Source organism: Streptomyces sp. Root1310, from assembly GCF_001426425.1.
GTDB lineage: Bacteria > Actinomycetota > Actinomycetes > Streptomycetales > Streptomycetaceae > Streptomyces.
Genome location: NZ_LMEQ01000011.1, coordinates 16,961 through 32,396 on the forward strand (window position 1 = coordinate 16,961; position 15,436 = coordinate 32,396).

13 protein-coding genes and 6 pseudogenes are annotated in these 15,436 nt (G+C 70.4%); 7 read left to right on the plus strand and 12 right to left on the minus strand.

Annotated features, from left to right (window positions below):
- Positions 1-263: 263 nt before the first annotated feature.
- From ASD48_RS45280 to ASD48_RS45285, 3 genes and pseudogenes are all read right to left on the minus strand, one after another.
- Positions 264-382 (minus strand): annotated as a pseudogene (locus ASD48_RS45280) (IS5/IS1182 family transposase); the annotation flags it as partial.
- Between the two features lie 531 nt (positions 383-913).
- The gene (locus ASD48_RS17780) at positions 914-1,525 is read right to left on the minus strand and encodes a hypothetical protein (RefSeq protein WP_157880646.1); all 612 of its coding nucleotides are present in this window, start codon (positions 1,523-1,525) and stop codon (positions 914-916) included.
- A 446-nt stretch (positions 1,526-1,971) separates the two neighbouring features.
- Positions 1,972-2,214: a hypothetical protein gene (locus tag ASD48_RS45285; RefSeq protein WP_057602637.1), complete on the minus strand. Its 243-nt coding sequence runs from the start codon at positions 2,212-2,214 to the stop codon at positions 1,972-1,974.
- A 488-nt stretch (positions 2,215-2,702) separates the two neighbouring features.
- Between ASD48_RS45285 and ASD48_RS45290 the strand changes: the two genes are divergently transcribed.
- Positions 2,703-3,404, plus strand: coding sequence for a hypothetical protein (locus ASD48_RS45290; protein ID WP_242432643.1), 702 nt, complete (start codon positions 2,703-2,705; stop codon positions 3,402-3,404).
- Here ASD48_RS45290 and ASD48_RS46165 read toward each other — a convergent pair.
- Together ASD48_RS46165 and ASD48_RS42040 are read right to left on the minus strand one after the other, a co-directional pair.
- Positions 3,371-3,550: pseudogene (locus ASD48_RS46165) on the minus strand (helix-turn-helix transcriptional regulator); the annotation flags it as partial. The gene ASD48_RS45290 and the pseudogene ASD48_RS46165 overlap by 34 nt on opposite strands.
- A 305-nt stretch (positions 3,551-3,855) precedes the next feature.
- Positions 3,856-3,990: a DUF3099 domain-containing protein gene (locus ASD48_RS42040; RefSeq protein ID WP_079073828.1), complete on the minus strand. Its 135-nt coding sequence runs from the start codon at positions 3,988-3,990 to the stop codon at positions 3,856-3,858.
- 103 nt (positions 3,991-4,093) lie between these two features.
- Between ASD48_RS42040 and ASD48_RS17795 the strand changes: the two genes are divergently transcribed.
- Both ASD48_RS17795 and ASD48_RS17800 read left to right on the plus strand, forming a co-directional pair.
- Complete coding sequence (locus tag ASD48_RS17795) at positions 4,094-6,205, plus strand: helix-turn-helix domain-containing protein (RefSeq protein ID WP_057602639.1); 2,112 nt, start codon at positions 4,094-4,096, stop codon at positions 6,203-6,205.
- Between the two features lie 91 nt (positions 6,206-6,296).
- On the plus strand, positions 6,297-6,854 hold the full coding sequence (locus ASD48_RS17800) for a hypothetical protein (RefSeq protein WP_057602640.1): 558 nt from the start codon (positions 6,297-6,299) through the stop codon (positions 6,852-6,854).
- 115 nt (positions 6,855-6,969) lie between these two features.
- On the opposite strand, the pseudogene ASD48_RS45300 reads toward ASD48_RS17800, so the two are convergent.
- The 3 genes and pseudogenes from ASD48_RS45300 to ASD48_RS45310 all read right to left on the minus strand — a co-directional run.
- Positions 6,970-7,080: pseudogene (locus tag ASD48_RS45300) on the minus strand (IS5/IS1182 family transposase); the annotation flags it as partial.
- 581 nt (positions 7,081-7,661) lie between these two features.
- Positions 7,662-7,838: a DUF3117 domain-containing protein gene (locus tag ASD48_RS45305; RefSeq protein ID WP_242432641.1), complete on the minus strand. Its 177-nt coding sequence runs from the start codon at positions 7,836-7,838 to the stop codon at positions 7,662-7,664.
- 24 nt (positions 7,839-7,862) lie between these two features.
- Positions 7,863-8,015: pseudogene (locus tag ASD48_RS45310) on the minus strand (DUF3117 domain-containing protein); the annotation flags it as partial.
- A 926-nt stretch (positions 8,016-8,941) separates the two neighbouring features.
- Between ASD48_RS45310 and ASD48_RS44765 the strand changes: the two are divergent.
- Positions 8,942-9,322, plus strand: coding sequence for a hypothetical protein (locus tag ASD48_RS44765; RefSeq protein ID WP_199875849.1), 381 nt, complete (start codon positions 8,942-8,944; stop codon positions 9,320-9,322).
- Between the two features lie 73 nt (positions 9,323-9,395).
- On the opposite strand, the gene ASD48_RS44245 is transcribed toward ASD48_RS44765, so the two are convergent.
- Positions 9,396-9,794: a hypothetical protein gene (locus ASD48_RS44245; protein ID WP_057602642.1), complete on the minus strand. Its 399-nt coding sequence runs from the start codon at positions 9,792-9,794 to the stop codon at positions 9,396-9,398.
- 965 nt (positions 9,795-10,759) lie between these two features.
- Between ASD48_RS44245 and ASD48_RS17820 the strand changes: the two genes are divergently transcribed.
- Positions 10,760-11,179 carry an FKBP-type peptidyl-prolyl cis-trans isomerase gene (locus ASD48_RS17820; RefSeq protein WP_057602695.1) on the plus strand — a complete coding sequence of 140 codons (420 nt, stop codon included), beginning with the start codon at positions 10,760-10,762 and terminating at the stop codon, positions 11,177-11,179.
- A 73-nt stretch (positions 11,180-11,252) separates the two neighbouring features.
- Here the strand turns inward: ASD48_RS17820 and ASD48_RS17825 are convergent, their stop codons facing one another.
- Positions 11,253-11,645, minus strand: a complete 393-nt coding sequence (locus ASD48_RS17825) for a hypothetical protein (RefSeq protein WP_057602643.1) — start codon at positions 11,643-11,645, stop codon at positions 11,253-11,255.
- Between the two features lie 187 nt (positions 11,646-11,832).
- On the opposite strand from ASD48_RS17825, the gene ASD48_RS17830 reads away from it, so the two are divergent.
- Positions 11,833-12,666, plus strand: coding sequence for an alpha/beta hydrolase (locus tag ASD48_RS17830; protein WP_057602644.1), 834 nt, complete (start codon positions 11,833-11,835; stop codon positions 12,664-12,666).
- 384 nt (positions 12,667-13,050) lie between these two features.
- Here the strand turns inward: ASD48_RS17830 and ASD48_RS17835 are convergent.
- Positions 13,051-13,636, minus strand: a pseudogene (locus tag ASD48_RS17835) (carbonic anhydrase); the annotation flags it as partial.
- 80 nt (positions 13,637-13,716) lie between these two features.
- Positions 13,717-14,009, minus strand: a pseudogene (locus ASD48_RS17840) (ATP-binding protein); the annotation flags it as partial.
- Between the two features lie 931 nt (positions 14,010-14,940).
- Here ASD48_RS17840 and ASD48_RS17845 point away from each other — a divergent pair.
- The gene (locus ASD48_RS17845) at positions 14,941-15,276 is read left to right on the plus strand and encodes a MerR family transcriptional regulator (RefSeq protein ID WP_057602645.1); all 336 of its coding nucleotides are present in this window, start codon (positions 14,941-14,943) and stop codon (positions 15,274-15,276) included.
- Positions 15,277-15,436 lie beyond the last annotated feature (160 nt).

Genomic DNA, 15,436 nt, shown 5'->3' on the forward strand with positions numbered 1-15,436 from the left:
CGTGCTGGACCGGCCGTTGGGGATGTGGCTGGCGAATCTTCGACGGCCCGGTGCGCCGGACGGGCACCCGAAGTGGGCGGCCGCACTCGAGGCGATCGACTCGGACTGGAACCCGGCCTGGCCGGCCGGCTGGCAACGCCACTACGCGGCCGTGCGCGAGCTGCTGCGCGACGAGGAGGGAACGGAGCTCCTGCCGGGCGTCACCGTGGGAGGACAGGACGTCGGACGGTGGCTCCTTCGGCAGCGCCAACCCCGCGCAGGCTCCTGCCTCGGAATGGGACGCGGATGGCGGGGCTCGCACCTTGATACGCCTTGTCCGCCCAGCACTTGATGTCGTCGGCTGTCAGATCAGAGCGGCCGGGATGTCGTGAATTCGGGCTGCGCCTGGGGGTCTGGCGCAGGACTATGCGCAGTCGGCGGGCGTCGTTGCCGGATGCGCAGCGCCGGCAGTTGGCGGATCTCGGCCTGTTCGACTGAGGTTCTTTCGCGGTCGGCGCGCAGTTCGTTGATGTGCTGTTCGGGGGCAGGAGCTGCCTGCGGCTTTGACGTTGCTGGGTGCGGTGCAGCCGCCGTAGGGGACGGCGGCGGAGCGCAGTTTGTAGGCGGTGTCGGAGCTGGGGCTGGGTTGTGGCTGACGGGAACCGGGAAGCCGACGGGATCGGGGCGATGTCCGCTGCGACACATGCCTGCAGGGCCGCCGTCCGTCCCACGTGGGACGGACGGCGGCCCTGCAGGATGCGCTCACCCGGCGGAGCACCGCTTCGGTGCCCCGCCGCCGGGACACGTCAGTTCAGGCATCGCTTCCCGCACTTGGTGATGCCGTCGCTCTCGCCACAGGCACCTGTGGCGAAGCAGCGGTCGAGCGCCCTTCTGCGATGGCGTGTGAGCACGCCGCGTCCGAGCGGCGATCCGGTCAGCCCGCCCAGCGGGAGTCGAGCGCGATGGTCTGCAGGCGGTCGAGCGTGAGCGGGGGCTTCGGCCGCGTCACCGGGCCGCCCTCGGCGTAGGAGTTCACTTCCTGGACGATGACCCGGCGGCCGTCGGGGTGGAGGGTGTCGACCAGCCACACCACGGCGGAGCCGCCCTTCTCCGATGCCCGCTTGGCCCGCTTCACCTGGGTGCCGTCGGCCAGGGTCAGGGCCTGGCACGCGATGTACTCGCCCTCGCAGCCCATGAGCCCGTCCATGACGTCGCCCATGTCGTGCTGGGCGTTCACCCCGATCATGCTCTTTCCGCGGCCGTCGTCCCAGACCAGGGCGGCGTAGCCTTCCTGGCTCTGCTCGTCGGAGATCTTCGCGCCCTTGGGCAGCAGGGACTTCAGCACCCGGACCATCTGGCGGCCGGACAGCGGCGCGCCCGAGTCGGACAGCGCGGTGGAGGGGGCAGAAGCGCTGACCGGGGCGCCGGCGGTTTGCGGAGCGGCGGAGGCCTGCGCCGCCGCACCGAGCCCGAGGGCCAGGGCGAGGCCGGCGGCGACGGCCACGCGGCGGGCCGGACGACGGCGTGCGGGAGTGTTCCTGTTCATGTGGTGGTTTCCTTCTCAGGTTCAGAGCGCGGGTGTTCCTGCGTCGTGGGGCGGCGGGTGGTGCGAGGCGCCGCACGCCGCCCGGGCACAGGGGTGTCCCGGTGCACAAGCGCAGGGCGGTGGTCGTCGTGCTGCCGGCCGGGCGGTCGTGCCGCCTCGGCCGGTGCGACATCCACAGATTCCTGGACGCCGCGGACCCCCGGCAACAGCTGCCCCCGTACCCGGGACAGCGGGACCGTCCCACCTGCGTTGACCTGCGCGAACAGGGAGGCCCGGGATGCCGTTCCGGGACGCGGGGACGACCCGCGCCGTGCCGGCCGGCCATCGGATGCGGCCGAAGTCGCCCGTCAGCCGCCTGTTTGCCGGGAGGCCCGGGATGCCGTTCCGGGACGCGGGGACGACCCGCGCCGTGCCGGCCGGCCATCGGATGCGGCCGAAGTCGCCCGTCAGCCGCCTGTTTCCGCCTCGCCGTCGGCGGCGGTGGTCATGGGGACCCAGCCGGCGGGGCCGCGGTACCAGTAGTGGGGCAGCCCCTTGATGCTGGTGGTACGGAACGGGCGGCCGTGGTCGTCGATGCGCACCGTGCCGCTGCGGCCCTGCGAGGACCATTCGAGTTCGAGGTACCAGTCGCAGGTGCAGGCCTCGGTGCCCGCCGAGACCAGCAGGACCTCCGGCTCCTGCAGGGACACCGCGGCCCTGCGAGGACCATTCGAGTTCGAGGTACCAGTCGCAGGTGCAGGCCTCGGTGCCCGCCGAGACCAGCAGGACCTCCGGCTCCTGCAGGGACACCTGGTAGGGGAAGTCGACCGCGAAGCTCGGTGAGTCCGGCCGGCCGGCCGGCACGGCACGGGGCCGAGGCCGGTGCGCGTCGAGGTCGATGGAGAAGTAGCGGGGCTGGAGGGTGGCGCCGCAGCCATCGGCCGTGGAGTAGGCGATGCCCCGGCGGGTGGCGGGGACGGCGCGGCCGACCACGCGCACATGCAGGGCCTCCAGGACGACGGCCGCGGAGCCACGTCCCTGCACCGTGATCCGCACATTGGTGTCCCGCCCGTGCACCGCGCCCTGGGACGCGGCCCAGGGCGCGGCGTCCGCCGGGTTCGGCGGCGGTGGGACCTGCTGCGGCGGCTTGTCGATGACGTAGTCATGGTCGCATTCGAGTTCTCCCCACACCTGGGAGTTGGCGGTCCAGGTGAGCGGGGCCGGCAGGGCGGCCACACCGGTGTTCGTCCGGTTCTCCTGCGGGCCGCTGCCGCTGTGCGTGGCCGACGCGGAGGATTGCGGTGCGGTGACGGGGGCGGAGGACGGCGGCGGGACGGCACCGGCGCTCGCCCCGCTCCTGTGCGGGCCGCTGCCGCTGTGTGTGGCCGACGCCGACGGCTTCGGTGTGCTCGGGGCGGAAGCCGACACCGGGCCGTCGGAACGGAGGCCGGCAGCCGATGCGGTGAGAGCGGCGAGCACGACGGCGAGCGAGGCCGCCAGTGCCATCGCCCGCCCGGGCCGCCGTCGGGGGCGCCCGGGGCGGGGACCCGGCTCGCCCGCCGAGGCCGACTCCGGGCGTGAAGTGACCGGGGAGATGGGCCCCGGGCGTGGGGCGGACGGCGGCACCGGCTCGGAGTCCGGGACGGACGGCGGCACCGGCTCGGGTTCCTCGTCCGCCGCACTGCTGGGGCTCGGGGACGCGGCCGCGGCCGCCGTGCTCGTGGTGCCGTCGGGCGCCGGTGCCCGCCGGGCGTCGCACGGGCGTGGCCGTTGCCGGGCCGCGACGGCCAGGACCCACCGGCGGTACAACTCCGCTTGTTCCGCGGGGCAGGCTCCGCACAGGGTGGCGAACCGCTCGATCCCGGCGAAGTCCAGGGGGACCGCCTCGCCCGTGCAGTAGCGGTGCAGCGTGGAGGACGTCATGTCCAGACGGCGGGCCAGCGCCGCGTAGCTGCGGTCCGTGCGCTTCTTCAAGCGCATCAGCAGGAGCGCGAACTCCCCTACTTCGTCGTGTCTTGCATCCATGCGGTGCGCACTCGCATCCATCCGTCGGCCTGTGCAGTCATGTCCCGGTCCGGGACGGCATTCCAGGCGCTCCCCCGTACCTGCACGTCGCTACGGCTGGATTGGTTCCTGGTTGCCGGCCGTGAGCTGCAGGGGCCGCCCGGCGGATCGCGAAGGTACGGAGCGGGCCGGCGGGGCAGGTGGAGAGCGGACACCCGTCCGCGGGCCGGAGCCTGTACGGCCGGGGCGTCTGCGGGGCAGGCCGTATGTGTGCGGGAGGAGGCGGCGGCCGGTACGCCGGGAGGGAAACGGGCGAAGGCGGGCCAGCTGTTCCAGGGTGACGGCCATCAGGGCACACAGGCGCTGTGCACCAGCATGGCCCCGATGTAGCGGCGCTGGCGGCTGCGCAGATCCTCCGACAGGCCGGTGCGTGCGCGGGTGATGGACTCGGCCCCGGTCCGGTGCCATGGGGTTCGGCTCATGGGGGCCTCCGTAGAAATCGCAAGCAGCTGCTCGCACGGGAGGGTTAAGAAATGGGGTAAGTTTGTGGTTACATTGGATTCGTTCCTGAGTTAAGGTGCAGCCATGGCATCTGAGGAAGAGCTGTTCGCGTCCGTCGACGCTCTGCTGAACGAGGAGCCGCACCTGCCGCCTCCTGCGGAGCGTGCCCGGCTGCGTGAGGCCGCCGGCATCACCCAGGCCCGCCTGGCCACCGCGCTGAAGACGACGACCCAGTCGGTGAAGAACTGGGAGAACGGCCGCAGCGAGCCGAAGTCGCCGCGCCTGGATGCCTACCAGCGGCTGCTCAACGGGTGGGCGGCGAAGTACCCCGCCCCCGGTTCGGCCCCGGCAGCCCCGGCGGTCTCGGTTGCCGCGACGGCGCCGGCTGAACCGGCCCCGTCCGGGGTGGACCCCGCAAACGCCCCGCAGGCTGCCGCCGTTCCAACCGCGGCGCCGTCGCGCCCCACCGCCGCCCGGCAGGCCGTGGCATCGCGGCGTCCGGCCGCGAAGAAGGCGGCGCAGCCCGCAGCCGACCCGCGCTTCCCGCACGGCCCCCTCGCGGTCCTGGACGGTGACGGCAGCGCGTACGGCGTCGACGGGATCGTGCTGGACTGCCCCGCGACAAGCGTGGTGGAGCTGGTGGAGTGGACGCTGCACGAGTCCGGCCTCGGCGCGCCACGTCTGCACCGCAACGGCAAGGACTCCGATCCGCTGATCGTCCTCACCGCCGCGGCCGCCGTGAAACTCGGACTCCCTGAACGCCTGGAAGGCCACGAGCAGCGCCGTTCTCTGCGCCTGCCGGAGGATCATCCGGTGGTCAAGCAGGTGGTGAAGGCGAAGTGGCGGCTCACGCAGCGCGGGTTCGGGCCGTGGGCAAGGATCTACCGCAAGGTCCAGGGGCGCGAACGGCAGTGTGTGCAGCTGGCGGTCCTGTCCTGGGACGCCCTCGACGAGCGGGCGTGGCCCGGGACGGCGGAGATGGAGCCGGCCGACATCGCCCGCGTCCTGGGGGTATACGCCCAGCGGGTCATCACCCCGCGAGGGTCGACGGCCGTGTCCGGGCTGGAACTGATGACGGCGCTGCGGCCGCCCACCCGCGCGATGCAGGACCCGCAGACGGGCAACTGGGTGCCCGGCCACAACCCCGGCTCACTGGGGACGGAGCCGATGGACCCGGCGCCGCCGGAGGCCACCCCCGAACACCCCGTTGTCGTGGACTCCGGCTGGAGCGGCGGGTTCCTGAACGAGGAGGCGTACCAGTGGGTGCGTGACGTCAGCCTGCTGACGGATGAGGAGTGCACGCTGCCGTACGCGGTCGGCCTGGACCTGAACACCGCGTTCCTCGCCGCCGCGGCCCGACTGGTCGTCGGTCTGTCCGGCCCCGACCACTTCCACGGCCCGAAGTTCAATCCGAAGATTCCCGGGTCCTGGCTGGTGGACCTGTCGCACGTCGAGGTGGACCCGCGTCTGCCGTCGCCGTTCACGCCGGACGGCCTGCGGCCGACGGGACCTGCCTGGTATCAGACGCACACCGTCGCCTACGCCCAGGAGCTCGGCTACAACGTCGCTCCGCTGGAAGGGTATCTGCGCCGGGAGACCGGGGCGTATCTGGACCCGTGGCACGACCGGCTGAAGAACGCCTACGTCGACACTCTCGCCGACCTCGGCGTCACCCGGGACCTCACGGACGCGGAGTTCCTCGCCTCGATGGAGCGGCACAAGGACGTCGACCCCGCGATGGCGGCCGTCCTCGCCGCCATCAAGGCGACCGTCAAGGGCGGTATCGGCAAGCTGCGCGAGCGCCCGCAGGGCAAGCGCTACAAGGAGGGCGAGCGGTGGCCGGCCCTCCAGCGCCCCACCTGGCGTCCCGACATCCGTGCCGCCGTCATCTCCAAGGCGCGGGTCAACATGCACCGCAAGCTCGCCAACATGGTGAAGTTGACGGGCCTGTACCCGCTGGCCGTGCTGTCCGACTGCGTCGTCTACCCCAGCCCGGGTGCCTCGCCGCTGGACTTCCTGCCGTATGCCGCCTCCGGCAAGCCGCAGCCCGGAGGGTTCCGCCTCGGGCCCACGCCGGGCCTGGCCAAGCTGGAGGGCGTCCAGACGATGCTGTGGGCGGTCGACCTGATGGAACAGGGCCACAACCCCGCCCGCCACATCAAGGGCGGCGACGCCGTCCTGGACGAAGGCGAGTAGGCCAGTGCCCGACACCGGCCCGACGCACAAGATCTGGTTCCTGCTGGCCGACACGGACGGCCAGGACCCCACCGTCGAGAAGGGCTGAGCCGTGGCAGAGATCGAGGACGCCATCGAGCGGGCCGACCGGGAGAGCTTCACCCGCCAGCCGCCCAAGACGCTGAAGGGCCAGATCGGCTACCTGATCAAGCAGCTCAAGACGACCCGGGCTGTCGCCGAGGAGATCGGCGTCAGCCAGCGGTCGGTGGAGCGCTACCGCAAGGGCGAACGCAAGCACCCGCCGAAGGCCATCGCCGAACGGATCGACGCTGCCGTTCGGCAGCGGTGGCAGCCCCAGGTCCGCAGACGCCGTCAGCAACAAGCCGCCGCCACGGGCGGGATCACGGTGGAGACCCGGGCCCGGTTCGGCTACACCGCACCCGTCGGCACCACCGACGACGGACGCTTCCGCCGGCTCACCGTCCACCTCCCCCCGACGTACGCACAGCGCCTCTTCGACGCCCGCAACACAGGCGCCAGCGACCAGCAGATGCGCCAGATCATCGCCGAAGGATTCAAAGAGATCTACTTCCAGGACGGCGGAGCCCGGGCCACAGGACTCTCCGACGTCACCCTCAACGACATCGACTACCTCGACCTCGACTACTGACCCCCGGACCCGGCCGGGTGCACAGCCCCCTCTGTGGCTGAGCGCTTCGGTTGGCGAGTGCGCGCGAGTCGGCGACTCGGGGGCGGCCACCTCGGGTCATCGCCTCGTCGAACTGGGTGCAGTCGTCGACGCTGCCGACAGTGAGGGTGAAGGCTGGGAGCCGACCGCGGCCGCCGCAAGCAGGGTGGATCTTCGTGGTCGGCCCGCCGCGGGACCGGCTGATCGCCCCGCCCGGCCGGGGGACACTCTGGGAGATCGCGAATCGTTTCGATGTCTCATTTGAAAGGGTGCGGGCCACTGTCGCAGCTGGCTGTCGGTAAGCCGCTACTGCGCGACCCTCCGAACTTGGCGTCGGTGCCAGTGAGTCATTCCATCAGCCCGGGACCACAGCCTTCCGGCCGCGGACACTGACACCAGGGGCCCGGAAAGTATCCGAGCAGGGATAACCGTGCGGCGTCCAATGTCCTGAACGCTTCGGTCTCACTGGTCAGTAACGGCCCTGACGGTGGGATATACGCTCAGGGGCTTCGTCGGTCTGCCCCGCCCTCGACGTTCGGCCTGGTAGGCAGTCGACGCGCGGTTGCTTTGTGCTTGGGCGTTGCAGTGCACTGCATGGGGCGTGGCGCAGGTCTGGTTCGCCCGGCCGGCGGTGGCGCTCCGTGCGCCGGTCGTCGGCGGCCTTAGCACGCCATATGAGCCGGTTGTGCTGGTCATCAGCGACAGATCGTCCCCCGCAGGCTCCTGCAACTTGGACGGTGAGGTGGAGGTCCTGGGTCGTCGGGCGGCAGGCCTGGCCGAGCAACGACATCAGTCGACGACTTTCTTGAGTGCGTCGCCGAGGGTGCCGGCCTCGTCCGGGGTCAGTTCGACCACGAGCCGACCGCCGCCCTCCAGCGGTATGCGCATGACGATGCCCTGTTCTTCCTCGGTGACCTCGAGCGGACCGTCGCCCGTCCGCGGCTTGACATGTGCCCTGACACTCAACGGCTGAATGGGTTCATAGTCATTGACGACCTTCTTGAGTGCGTCGCCAAGGGCAACGGCCTCGTCCGGGGTGAGTTCGACTACGAGCCGACCGCCGACGTCGAGCGGTATGCGCATGATGATGTTGCCGTTTTCTGCCTCGGTGACCTTGAGCGGACCGTCGTCCGTCCGCGGCCGTGGAACGGCCTGAGGTAGTGCCTGGAATGGTTCCCAGGCGTAACCACTGATCGTCGCCCGCGTCCCGCTGTCTTCGGTCGTGACTGTGTACTTCCCCAGAGCGGGTGTCGCGGTGGCGGCAGGCGTGAGGACGACCGTGGCCCCGAGAACGAGCGATGAGGCGACGAGCGAGATGACGGCATTGCGTGGGATGCGCCGGGTCATGAGAGGTCTCCCTTGCGATGAGTAGAGGGCACCTCGGAAACACGGGGGCAAGTCGCCGCGCCAGCGCTCCGGGCGGAGTCTTTCCAGCCACAGTGCGACAACGGGTGTACGGCTGTGGCTCCGTACTGATCGGACAGGCGCGCTCCATCCATCGTCCCCCGCATCGAAATCGGTGTCGACCGGGCAGCCATGTGAGCCGGATTGGCGGACAGGCCCAGCAGCTCGCCACAGGGCGGCTCAACGGCTTGGCTTTCGTGAGGTGTCTGCCTTCATGCCCCGACGATGTCGCCGAAGGTGACGGAGCGAGTCCGCCGGCCAGCACGGTCTTCCAGCGGCGCCAGGCTCGCACGGGGCACAGGTGCGCCCGGGAGCCGAACGGCACTTCGACCGTACGGGGGGCCACCTTGGACACCCGGACGTCCACGATGAGGCCGCGGCCCTCGGAGTCCTCGACGATGTCGCGTACCCGCAGGTGCGCCAACTCGTGCTCGCGGCCGGCGATGGCGAAGTGCAGCGTCATCAGCGCCAGGTCGCGCACGCCGAAGGCGTTGTCGGGCAGGGAGGCGGCGATCTTCTCCATGTGCCGCACGAGCAGAGCGGGCGCCGGGCCGCGCCCGCGGGTCTCCCCCGCCCTCTCCATCTCCTTGACCTTCGCCTTCAGCAGGGCGCGGGCCTCCTCGGCGACGTCTTCGGCCAGCTGCAGCTTGAGCTGGCGGCGCGCGGTGACGACGACGCCGGACAGGCGGCGGTCGATGGTGGACGGCGCGGTGGGTCTGCCCGGCTCGCGGCCGGGCTGCGGCGGCCGGGCGGGCTGGTGCCAGCACCATTCCACGAACGTCACGAGGGTGCCGGAGCGGACGGCGGCCGGGGGTAGGTCGGCGTCGGCGCAGAATCTGAGCCATGCGCGCCAGTCGGTGGCGTATCCGGTGCGGGTGCGCTCGGGGCGGTTCGCCTCGACGTGCGCGGTCGCCTCGTGGTCGAGCTGGGCGAGGCGGGCCTCGGTGGCGGGATCGAACGGCGCGGGCTTGGCGGCGGTCGGCGGGCGCGAGGCGCTGCTCGTCATGACCGACAGTTCCGCGTTTGTCATCTTCTCTACCGAGTGACCGTCACGCCGCTTTTTACGTACGGGAGTTTGTCGCATCTGGTTCCCCGATACGGGTCTGCGAGCTCAGGGGGTCAGACCTTCAGTGCTCCGTCCAGCGCGCTGAAGGTCTCACGAAGCTCCAAGGTGGCGATCGGATCGATCTCCATCTGCAGATGGCACACGTCGTCGTCGCCGTTGGGAGTCAGGCGCACGAAAGAGGCGAAACCGTCCCCCACTGGCTCCGCTTTCAATGTCAGCGGATTGTTCCGACCAGGAGTCACCGCCGCCGAAAAGCGTCCACCCGACGGCGCGCGCAGGTGGGAGAGCATGCGGGCCGCGAAGTCCACGACCTCCGCAGCGCTGAGATCTGCGGTGAAGTCGGCTGTCAGCCAGGAGGACCAATCTGCGGTGATCTGCCAGCTGTCCGCACGGATCCGCGCCAGCTCCAGCCACACATCATCGTTGCCGAGGCGTATCCGCGGCTCTTCCATCGTCGCCCTCCGACATCCATGGTCTGGACTCAAGATCGTATGGGGCGGATCTTCATCATCGGAAGTCGTCACATGCCATCCACCCACCCGCGATCCCGGCGAAACCGGCGCGGCGCGTGCCGCGCGTTTCGGTGGTCTGGCGCGCGGCGGGCGAACGGTCCTGGCGGTGGTCTTCGGCAAGGTCTGCAACCACGCCCGGCTGCGGTCGGAACTGACCGCCCTCGGACACCGGTTCACCTCCCGCGGCAACAGCGAGTCGTCTTGCGTGCCGTCGACGCCTGGGGCGAGGGCGGCCCGGCTGGAGGGCCTGTTCGCCTACGCAGCCTGGAAGCCCGGCTCCAGGCGGCTGGCACGGGTACGCGACCGGTTCGGGATCAAGCCTCGGATACCGCCGCCTGAACAACTCCGTCAGTGCCTGAGCCGATTACAGCGCCGCCGGGCCCGGTCGCGTGATGACGCGGACCGGCCCGGCGGCGCTGTGCTCCCGTGCTGCGCTACCTGCGCAACATCACCACGGCCAGGCCAGGCCAGGGCCACGGTGAAGGCGGTGAACCCCGCGCCGGCCAGGCTGTAGGCGGTGACGCTGGGCGCGGTCTCGGAGAAGGCCCGCGTGCCGGGACCCGGATGTGAACACCGCCGGATCACGCCGGACCGTGTGCCCCGTTCCGCCAGCCCGTCGGCTGGCGATCTCCGCAGCCGGTCGGCGAGCGCCGCGAACGGATGCAGCGCCATCGTCTGCGACGGGATCTGCTCGGCCCGATGACGGCCGGGACCGGGAGTGCCCTTGGCCCTCTGGGGCAACTTCTGACGATCAACTACTGGCGCAGGGCCCTGGTAGGGCTTGGTCAGCTTCACTCGGGGATGGCGTGCGGGCATTGCCGGTAGCGTGATCGTCTGCCGCATGGAGGGTCCATGTGTCCGGCCGGCCCGTGCGAGGGATGCCGGTGGCGAGCGATGGGACCGGGATGAGCGAACCGACAAAGCCCACAATCGAGGTTCCGGAGGGTGATGCGCCCACCGAGCTGACGATCCGGGACCTCGTGGTCGGGGAGGGAGCCGAGGCACAGCCGGGCCGGGTCGTCCGGGTGCACTACGTGGGTGTCACGTTCGCGTCCGGGAGAGAGTTCGACTCTTCCTGGGAGGAGGACCGGCCGTTCAAGTTCGCCGTGGGCGGTGGCAGGGCCATCAAAGGCTGGGACCGGGGTGTGAGGGGGATGAAGGTCGGCGGCCGGCGCGAGATCATCGTTCCCCCGCGTCTGGGCTACGGCAGGCAGTCGCCGTCTCCCTTGATCCCGGCGGACTCGACGCTGATCTTCGTCGTGGACCTGCTTTCGGTCGTGGGCGGGCCCGCCGGAGCGAGCCCGGGCTCGACCGGCCCGGCCTGAGCCTGGCGCCTCTGAGGAACACGGGACACCCCGCCGCTGCCCTGTACTTGTTGCCAGGGGACTCGCGGGCCCGTCACGAGAGCTCTCCGTGCACGACACCGTGCTGTGTCTGCTGAAAGACCTCCGTACGCCCAGCAGATACCACGCGGACCGCCCAGATCCCCGACTCGCCGGACAGCTCAATGGCCCCCGGCATCGGGCCGGTTGCCACTCCCCTGGCGCGGAGCTTGCCCGACGAGCAGGCGATGTGGGCCGTGGCGCTCTCCTCCCACTGCCCGGAGGGCACCGCCGGCTCCGTGTCCCAGACCTCGACCGTCAACGAAGCCGTGTGGGTATGCCCCGTGCTGAGAAGGTCCAGACGCCCCGGATGAGCGGCAAGAAATGGGTCGCCCTCGAAGCCCTCAGGGAACGGTACGGGAACCTGCATATCGTCGAAGTCCTGCAAGGCCCAGCCGTGGTAGTCCACACCGACCGAGTACGGCCCCTCTCGGCGTTCCCTTCCGGGCGAGCGACCGACCAAGCGACCGACCACCCAGGGCCGGCCCGGCGCCGGCGGCCATGACCTGCGAGGTAATCGACGCCCGCGGCCGTGGCCGCAAGCATGAACGGCGTACCCGCCGCTTTGGCATCCCCGCGCCTCAGGAGGACGTCCCATGCCGTACTTCGCAAGCCCCGTCGACGGCGCACGGCTGCACTACGTCGACTACGGCCCCGCCGACGGGCCCGTGATCGTCTTCGTGAACAGCCTCTACTTCGGGACCGAGATGTGGGAGTACCAGATGCTGCCGCTGGCCCGCGAGGGACACCGCTGCGTGGGCTTCGACCGGCGCGGCCACGGGCGCTCCGACGACGTGTGGGGCGGCTTCGACCTGGACAGCCTCGCCGACGATCTGCAGGGCCTCCTCGACCGTCTCGACCTGAGCGGGGTCACCCTCGTGGGCCACTCCCTCGGAACCGCCGAGATCGTCCGCTGCCTGACCCGGCACGGCGCCGATCGCGTGACCCGGGTCGCGCTGGTCGCCGGCATGGCGCCCGGTCCGGCCCGGTCGGCGAACCACCCGCAGGGAGTCGACCCGGAGCTCCTGCGGGCGGGCACCGAGGCCTTCCGGCGCGACCGCTCCGCCTTCTTCGCCGACGGCGCGCACGCCTTCTTCGCCCTGGACCGGCCGGGCAACGACCTCTCCGAGGCGTACGTCGAGACCATGATCCGGCGCTGCCACGGCTCGACTGCACGGGCCGGTGTCGCCCTCGGCGAGCTCATCGCCGAACTCGACGTCGCCCCCGAACTGGCCGCGCTCGACCTGCCCGTCCTCGTCGTCCACGGCACGCACGACACCTCCGGGCCCATCGAGCTGACCGGCCGCCGTGCCGCGCGCCTCGCCCCGAACGCCACCCTCGAGGTGTATGAGAACGCCGGCCACGGCCTCTTCGCCACCCATGCCGACCGCCTCACCGCAGACCTGCGGAAGTTCGCGGCCGGGGACTGACCGGGTGTGCGGCTATGCGGACACCCGCAAGCCCGTGGAGCTGCCCACGAACCGGCTCACCAAGTACCTGATCGCCAGCACGCTCGAGAAGTGGCCTCAAGGATGACGCGTCGTCCGCGACGAGCCCCAGGCCAGACAGCGGCGATGAGCGCGGCGGACATGCCGGGTATCAACAACGCTCGCCCGGCACACATACGGGGCAAGACGCTCCGGGCGCCAGCAGACTCTGCCCACCGGAAGCCAACAGCCTGGCCTCGAGCACACACACGCCCTATACCGGACCGGGAGTTCACCCCTTCCGCGGGTTCATGCGGCTACGTACCGCTGCCCGTCCCTGAATCGATCGGCGCACCAGCCATATTTGTCGTGGTGGCCGTGCACTGCTCAAGTGGTGGGGCCGGGGACGATCGCCTCGACTGGCAGACCGCGTGTGGTGACGAGACGGGCGCTGCCGTCGGCCAGCCGGTAGGACAGGCCCACAACGGCGGTCCGCCCACTGCTGACCTGGTCGGTGAGGATTCGGGAGCGGTCCAGAAGAAGGTCGGCAGTGTTCCGTATGTGCTCGGCGATGATGTCGTCATCCGAGGTCAGTCCGGCGGCCTGGGCGGCCAGAACGCTGGGTGTGACGCGTTCGATCACGTCACGTACGTATCCGATGGCGGTGCCCAGGCCGTCGGTCAGGGCAGTGCGCGTGGCGGCGACGGCGCCGCACGAATCGTGGCCCAGCACAACAACGAGCGCGCAGTCCAACACGCTCACGCCGTACTCGATGCTGCCCAGGACCTCGGGCCCTGCCACGTGGCCTGCGGTGCGGACCACGAACAGGTCGCCCAGGCCCCGATCGAAGATGATCTCTGCGGCAAGGCGTGAGTCGGATCAGCCGAAGAGCACCCGCGAACGGCCGCTGACCGGGTGCGGTTTCGGCGCGGCGCACGGCGTCCTGATTCGGATGCTGTGGGGCGCCCGCAACAAGACATGCACCGGGACACCCCTGTGCCCGGGCGGCGTGCGGCGCCTCGCACCACCCGCCGCCCCACGGCGCAGGAAACAGCCGAATCCTCCCGTGCCGGCGTACATGTCGAGGGTGCGCATGCGCGGCTCTCGCGGGCTGGTGTCGTCGACGGCCACCTCGATGGTGTCGGGATGAGCGGTCAGCGGAGTGTGCAGGTTCCGCCGCCGTGACGCAGGGCGTTGGTGACGAGTTCGGAGACGACCAAGATGACGGAGTCGGCGTCTTCGGGTGCGATTTCCTGCTGCCCGAGGGCCCCCAGGAAGACCCGGGTGGCATCGCGTGCGCCGGCGACGGCGTTCGCGGAACACTCGGCTGCGGCGCTGACGCTCACCGTGTCCTCAGGTCACCGCGGTCTTGGATCGTCAATGCCCGTCCGCCTACACGCCACCCCTGCCCGGCCCTGGACCCGCTAACTGCGCTGGGCCGGTCTTCAGGGGGCGGCGCCGATCGCGAGTGAAGCCGGATGAGGTGCTTGCGATCCGCGACGAGACGCAAGCGCGCCGACCGGAGCGGCTGCCCAGCCGCCGGGGGCCAGGGGTCCGCTTGTTCGCTGGTCCGCTCGTGGGCGACTACCTCGCGGCCAGACCAACGAAAATCTGTGTTGGCCGGAGTAGACATTGGGTGACGGGCCAGTTATGGTTTCTCTCGTAGACGAGATCGAGAAGGGCCCGGCAGAAATGAACTGCCGGGCAGCAGTACGCAGGACGGTGCGGCGGTGGAGTTCCGAAGCCAGAGCTGTTGCAGGACGGCGACGGGACTGACGGCCGGACCGGGCGGCCCGCAGTGATCAGGGGCTGCCATGAGCAGGACCGCAGTACCCGCAGTGCAGTTTTCCAGTGATTCCCCGGTAAAGGCGTCTGACTGCGGGCGCGCGTACCGGGAAGTTCGGCAGTGGGGTTCTAAGCCAGAGCAGATGCAGGACGGGCGACGGGGCTGGCTGCCGAAGAGTGGCGCTTACTCCAGGCCACCAGCAGTACCGCAGTACCGGTTTGGCAAGTGAAAGATCAGAGGGAAGAACGGAGGAGCCAGCGCCATCAGGATCGCCCGGACGAGTAGTGGGTCCGGGTACCGCAGGACATCGATAGTGAGGTGGTCTCCGGTCACGCATCCGCGATCCCCGCATCCCCGGCAGCATTCAGGCCGGGCGCGCGGTAACAGAAGGCCGGCGCATTACTGGGGTCGGCAGATGGTGTAGCAGTTCCTTCGGGGCCCTGGTGCGATACGGCACCAGGGCCCCTCCACGTGTCCCACAGAGAGGTGCAATGACAGCAGACGACTCGTTCGGGCGTCTCGATGACGCCGACTACCCCGCCTACACCATGGGCCGGGCCGCCGAGATGCTCGGCACCACCCAGAGCTTCCTCCGCGCCGTCGGTGACGCCCGCCTCATCACCCCGCTGCGCTCCGCAGGCGGACACCGCCGCTACTCCCGCTACCAACTGCGCATCGCCGCCCGCGCCCGCGAACTCGTCGACCACGGCACCCCCATCGAGGCCGCCTGCCGCATCGTCATCCTCGAAGACCAACTCGGGGAAGCCCAGCGCATCAACGCCGAACATCGCCGCGCCGCCGAAGCCTCCAAACCACCCGCAGCCTGAGGCAGAGCGCGGTCACTGCCTCGGATGACAGACAGGTGTACGCGTGGGCTGTCATGGTTCTGCTTTGTTCGCGAGTTTGGGCTCTGGCTCAACTTCTGTGACGCGACCCCGTGAGCCGGATTGTCATGAACGTTCGGGGATATGCGAGAAGGGAACCAGC

Bases quoted from the DNA above. Each gene is read 5' to 3' on its own strand.
- ASD48_RS17780 (WP_157880646.1), bottom strand. From the start codon at position 1,525: ATGAACAGGAACACTCCCGCACGCCGTCGTCCGGCCCGCCGCGTGGCC.
- ASD48_RS42040 (WP_079073828.1), bottom strand. From the start codon at position 3,990: ATGAGCCGAACCCCATGGCACCGGACCGGGGCCGAGTCCATCACCCGC.
- ASD48_RS17795 (WP_057602639.1), top strand. From the start codon at position 4,094: ATGGCATCTGAGGAAGAGCTGTTCGCGTCCGTCGACGCTCTGCTGAAC.
- ASD48_RS44245 (WP_057602642.1), bottom strand. From the start codon at position 9,794: ATGGAAGAGCCGCGGATACGCCTCGGCAACGATGATGTGTGGCTGGAG.
- ASD48_RS17820 (WP_057602695.1), top strand. From the start codon at position 10,760: ATGAGCGAACCGACAAAGCCCACAATCGAGGTTCCGGAGGGTGATGCG.
- ASD48_RS17830 (WP_057602644.1), top strand. From the start codon at position 11,833: ATGCCGTACTTCGCAAGCCCCGTCGACGGCGCACGGCTGCACTACGTC.
- ASD48_RS17845 (WP_057602645.1), top strand. From the start codon at position 14,941: ATGACAGCAGACGACTCGTTCGGGCGTCTCGATGACGCCGACTACCCC.